The following is a 5146-nucleotide window of genomic DNA, read 5'->3' as shown; positions in this document are numbered from 1 at the left end:
CTGGACCGCCAGGCGGAGCTGGCCCTGTGGCGCGACGCGACCAACTTCCCCGCATGCGAGCCCGTCCGGCTGGGCGTCGCCGTACGCCGGGCCTGGCCCTCGTCCCCCGTCACCATCCACCTCGACACGGACCGCCCCGTCCTGCTCGACCACTACCCGGACCACGAACAGGAGTGGCGCGCCCTGCTCCAGCGCACCTCGCGCACGGACGCCGGACACCTCGGCGTCCCCATCGACCCGCACCGCCTGCCCCTGACCGAGATCCGCAACGCGCTCGGACGGGGCGAGCACGTGCTGCTCCTGCTCTCCCTTGCCGGCATGCAGGGCTTCGACGTTCCGCACTGGGTGCTCTGCCACGGCGCCGTACCCGGCGCCCTCGTCATCGACGACCCGTGGGCCAACGCGGCGACGGGCGACACCTGGGTCGACGCCCACCTGCTGCCCGTCCCCGACCCGTCGCTCGATGCCATGTCCACCCTCTCGGCAGACCCGTTCCGCGGAGCGGTGACCATCGGCCGCCCGCAGTAGGAAGCCGCCGCCAACGCGGTCGTCGCGACCGGGGGAGGGGCGTGCTTGACCTTCGAGTCGGCTGGAAGGTTTACGGTCGGGAGCGTGACGAGCTACCGCATCTCGCAACTGGCCGACCGCAGCGGCGTACCGGCGACCACCCTGCGTTTCTACGAAGGGGCCGGACTCCTGCCCGCCGACCGGACCCCGGCCGGCTACCGGCTGTACGGCGAGGACGCTGTCGAGCGCCTTGCCTTCATCAAGGCGGCCAAGCACCTGGGCCTTGCCCTTGAGGAGATCGGCGAGTTGCTCGGGGTGCGGGAGGCCGGCGCCTGCCGGGACGTGAAGGCCGACCTGCGGCCGCGGATCGCCGCCCGCCTGGCCGAGGCCGATGCCCGTGCCGCCGAACTGGCCGCGTTCACCGCTTCCCTCCACACGGCCCTGGAGCATCTGGACGCGCTGCCGGATCGTGCGGGCCCCTGTGATCCCGGGTGTGGCTTCCTCGCCCCGCCGGCTCCGGCACGCGTCGGCAGGCGGCCGGTGGACGCGGCCTTCGCAGCCGGCCGCCGGGCCGCCGCAACAGAAGCAGAGGGATGGCGTACTGCTGAGGTGGCCTGCTCCCTGACCGGCGAGGGGCTGCGCGAACGGACCGTGCAGTGGCGCGAGGCGGTCGACGGCGCCGTGCGGACCGCGGTGCCCGAGGGGATACGGCTGACCCTGCCGGTCGGGCGGATCGCGCGGGTCGCGGAGCTGGCGGCGGCCGAGCAACAGTGCTGCCCGTTCCTCGACTTCCGCCTCCGTCCCGACGGGCAACGCCTGCACCTGGAGGTCCGCGCGCCGGCCGACGGCGCCGGCCTGCTCACCGACTTGTTCGCCCCGGTCACCTGACCGCGCTTCGCCCTTCCGTCCGTATCCCCATCTCCATCCCCATCCCCCGCCCCTCGATCCGAGAGTTCCTGCCGTGCTCGTCGCCCGTTCCATCGCCCTGTTCGTCGTCGCCGCGCTGTTCGAGATCGGGGGTGCCTGGCTGGTCTGGCAGGGCATCCGCGAGCACAAGGGCTGGATCTGGATCGGTGCCGGCGTCATCGCCCTTGGCCTGTACGGGGTGGTGGCCACCTTCCAGTCCGACGACAACTTCGGCCGGATCCTCGCCGCGTACGGCGGCATCTTCGTCGCCGGGTCGATCGCCTGGGGCATGGTCGCCGACGGCTACCGCCCCGACCGCTTCGACGTCATCGGCGCGCTGGTCTGCCTCGCCGGGATGGCCGTCATCATGTACGCCCCGCGCGGCCACTGAACTGCCGCACCAACTCAGGCCAGAACCCGGGTCTGCTGTGCCGCGAGGTGCGTGGGAGTCGTGAAGAGTCTGCGCATGAATCTTGGGATTCGGTCACCGGAGAGGAAAACTCGGAGGGCTCACTCGGCGCTTTCGAACAGGTCGGGCGCCGACCCATGCGATGGGAGACCGATCAACGATGTTCACTCTGGTACGGAGCAGAGTGCGGACCGCCGCGCTCGCGCTCTCGGCCGTCGCGGCCCTTGCCTTCGGCGCGACCGTCACGGCGGGCGCGTCAGCGGCCCCCCCCCCAGCCCCCACCCCCGCTCTCGCGAAGCAGGGTCCGACCTCGGTGGCGTACGTCGAGGTGAACAACAACAGCATGCTGAACGTCGGCAAGTACACCCTCGCCAACGGCGGCGGCAACGCCTTCGACGTCGCCGTCATCTTCGCGGCGAACATCAACTACGACACGACGAAGAAGCAGGCGTATCTGCACTTCAACGAGAACGTGCAGCGCGTCCTCGACAACGCCGAAACGCAGATACGGCCGCTGCAGCAGAAGGGCATCAAGGTCGTCCTGTCGGTGCTCGGCAACCACCAGGGCGCGGGCTTCGCGAACTTCCCCTCCCAGCAGGCGGCTTCGGCGTTCGCGAAGGAAATGTCGGACACCGTGACCAAGTACGGTCTCGACGGCATCGACTTCGACGACGAGTACGCCGAGTACGGCAACAACGGCACCGGCCAGCCCAACGCCAGCTCCTTCGTGCACCTGGTGACGGCACTGCGCGCGAACATGCCGGGCAAGATCATCAGCCTGTACAACATCGGCCCGGCCGCCTCGCGTCTGTCCTACGGCGGCACCGACATCTCGTCCAAGTTCGACTACGCCTGGAACCCGTACTACGGCACCTGGCAGGTCCCCGGCATCGCACTGCCCAAGTCCAAGCTGTCGCCGGCGGCCGTCGAGATCGGCCGGACCTCGCAGAGCACCGTCTCCAGCTTCGCCCGCCGTACCGTCAGCGAGGGCTACGGCGTCTATCTGACGTACAACCTCGACGGCGCCGACCGCAGCGCCGATGTTTCCGCCTTCACCAGGGAGCTGTACGGCAGTGACGCCGTCTACAAGCCGTAAGGCGACCGTACGCCCCGGCGTGCGGCGTTCCCTCGGGGCGTGCCCCGTCCCGTAGGACCGCGATCGTGCAGGCCGCGCCTTCGACAACGATGTCGGAGGCGCGGTGGGGCACAATCGATGACCGGCTTTGGGACAGGAGGCACCGACATGCGCATCCCCGGACCCGAGCACCAGGAAGACGGCGGGCTGGGCGCCGTAGCGGCTGCGGGCGGCCTGCACCGCTACCAGTTGCGCCTGCATGAGGAGCACGGACCCGTCGTGCGCTTCCAACTGCCCGGCGCGGACACGGCCGTGTCGGTCGCCGACCCGCTGCTGCTGGAGGCCACGGCGCACATCGACAAGCGGCCCGAGGCGCTGTTCGCGTTCCTGGACCCGCTGTGCGAGGCGGGCAATCTGCAGGTGCTGCCCGCCGACGAGCACACCCCCTGGCGCCGCCTGCTGCTCTCGGTCCTGGCCGGACGGCCCTCCCACGAGCGGCACTTCGCCCGCTTCGCCGCGCTGGCCGGGGAGCTCGCCGACCGCTGGTCCGCGCAGCCGGATGGCCAGCCCGTGGAGTTGCAGAAGGAGTTGACCGCGCTGTCGCTCCGAATGATCTGCGGGTTCGCGCTCGGCGGCGCGGAAACCGACACCGACCGGGTCGTCACCGCGTTCGAAGAGGTCCTCACCGAGCACCTCGGGCGGCTGTACCAGGTGCCGCGGGCCGACCCCCGCTCGGCCGAGCGGGCCGACGAGGCCCTTGCCTATCTGCGCGCGACGGTCGACGGCGTGGTGGCGGCGCACCGCCCGGGCGATCGCACCGACCGCAGCGATCTGATCGGGGCGCTCGTCGAGGCCGGCCAGAGCCCGGCGCGCATCCGGGACACCGTGATGGTGACGCTGCTCGCCGCCCACCACACCACCGGCGTCGCCGTCTCGTGGACGCTGCACCTGCTGGGCCGCCACCCCGAGGCAGCCGATCGCGTCACCGCCGAACTGGACCAGGTCCTCGGCGAGCGCGCCACCCCCGACTACGGCGACCTGCGGCGGCTCACGTATCTGGACAGGGTGCTCAAGGAGTCGATGCGCCTGTTCCCGCCCGGCCCCTACGGCGCGCGCGAGACGACCGAGGATCTGGTCCTCGGCCCCTATGCGATCCCGGCCGGGACAACGGTGTTCTATCCCTTCTGGGCGGTGCATCTGAACCCGGAGTACTGGCCCGGGCCGGAGCGGTTCGACCCCGAACGGTTCACGCCCGAGGAGGAGGCCAAGCGGCCGCGCCTGGCCTACATCCCCTTCGGGATCGGGCCGCGCAGCTGCGAGGGCGCCGCCCTGGCCACGGTCGAGGCGCAACTCGTCCTGGCCGTCCTCCTCAAGCGCCTGCGCTTTGCGCCCGCGCCGGGGCACGAAGTCACACCGGTGGAACGGTTCGTGCTGTGGGCGCGGGACGGCATCCGGATGACGGTGCGGCCACGGGACCGCTAGGCGCGCCCGGTCCGGGAAAACCGGGTGCTGTATGCGGCGGCGGTCCGCCAGGATGAGGATCATGACTGGTGACACGCGCACGGAGAGCCGACCGGACAGGGAAGAGACGGGGCGTCCGCTTGCTCTGGTGACGGGGGCGGGACGGTCGGCGGGCATCGCGGCCTCCGTGGTGCTGGAGCTGGCCCGGGCCGGGTGGGACGTGGCCTTCACGTACTGGACTCCGTATGACGCGCGCATGGAGTGGGGCGTGGAGGCGGGCGCGCCCGAGGAGTTGCAGCGGAAGCTGGCAGCGCACGGGGCGAGAACGCTGGCGGTCGAAGCGGATCTGAGCGACCCGGCCGTGCCGGCTCAGCTCTTCGACCGCGTCGAGGGTGAGCTGGGGAAGGTCACCGCACTGGTGCTCTGCCATTGCGAGTCGGTCGACTCCGGATTGCTGGACACCACGGTGGAGAGCTTCGACCTGCACTTCGCGGTCAACGCGCGCGCCACCTGGCTCCTGATCCGCGAGTACGGGCTGCGGTTCGGCGGAGAGCACGGCCGCGGACGCATCGTCAGCCTGACCAGCGACCACACCGCGGGCAATCTCCCCTACGGGGCAAGCAAGGGCGCGATGGACCGGATCACGCTGGCCGCCGCGCAGGAGCTTGCCCACCTGGGGGTGACCTGCAACGCGGTCAATCCAGGGCCGGTCGACACCGGGTGGATGACCGGGGAGCTGAAGACGGAGATGATCCGCCTGACGCCCCTGGGGCGCCTCGGTGTACCGC

The 5146-nt window shown here is 71.0% G+C and carries 6 protein-coding genes; all 6 read left to right on the top strand.

Annotated features, from left to right (window positions below; translation table 11 throughout):
• Nucleotides 1–528 (top strand): peptidase C39 family protein (locus ACQKIP_RS39090; protein ID WP_427745240.1); only part of this gene is annotated, 528 nt, incomplete at its 5' end.
• Nucleotides 529–612: 84 nt separating this feature from the next.
• Nucleotides 613–1395 (top strand): MerR family transcriptional regulator, encoded by a 783-nt coding sequence (locus ACQKIP_RS39085; protein ID WP_365853670.1) that lies wholly within the window; start codon nucleotides 613–615, stop codon nucleotides 1393–1395.
• 73 nt (nucleotides 1396–1468) lie between these two features.
• Nucleotides 1469–1804 carry a YnfA family protein gene (locus ACQKIP_RS39080; protein WP_361379114.1) on the top strand — a complete coding sequence of 112 codons (336 nt, stop codon included), beginning with the start codon at nucleotides 1469–1471 and terminating at the stop codon, nucleotides 1802–1804.
• A 178-nt stretch (nucleotides 1805–1982) separates the two neighbouring features.
• Nucleotides 1983–2918 (top strand): endo-beta-N-acetylglucosaminidase H, encoded by a 936-nt coding sequence (locus tag ACQKIP_RS39075; protein WP_427745239.1) that lies wholly within the window; start codon nucleotides 1983–1985, stop codon nucleotides 2916–2918.
• 147 nt (nucleotides 2919–3065) lie between these two features.
• Nucleotides 3066–4379, top strand: coding sequence for a cytochrome P450 (locus ACQKIP_RS39070; protein ID WP_365853666.1), 1314 nt, complete (start codon nucleotides 3066–3068; stop codon nucleotides 4377–4379).
• Between the two features lie 61 nt (nucleotides 4380–4440).
• Nucleotides 4441–5146, top strand: a 706-nt coding sequence (locus ACQKIP_RS39065; RefSeq protein WP_427745238.1) for an SDR family oxidoreductase, incomplete at its 3' end; no start/stop codon positions are given.

It is taken from the genome of Streptomyces sp. NPDC059900 (assembly GCF_050270335.1).
Taxonomy (GTDB): Bacteria; Actinomycetota; Actinomycetes; order Streptomycetales; family Streptomycetaceae; genus Streptomyces.
Note: the sequence above shows the minus strand (reverse complement) of the source record. Positions and strands in the feature narration are given on the sequence as shown.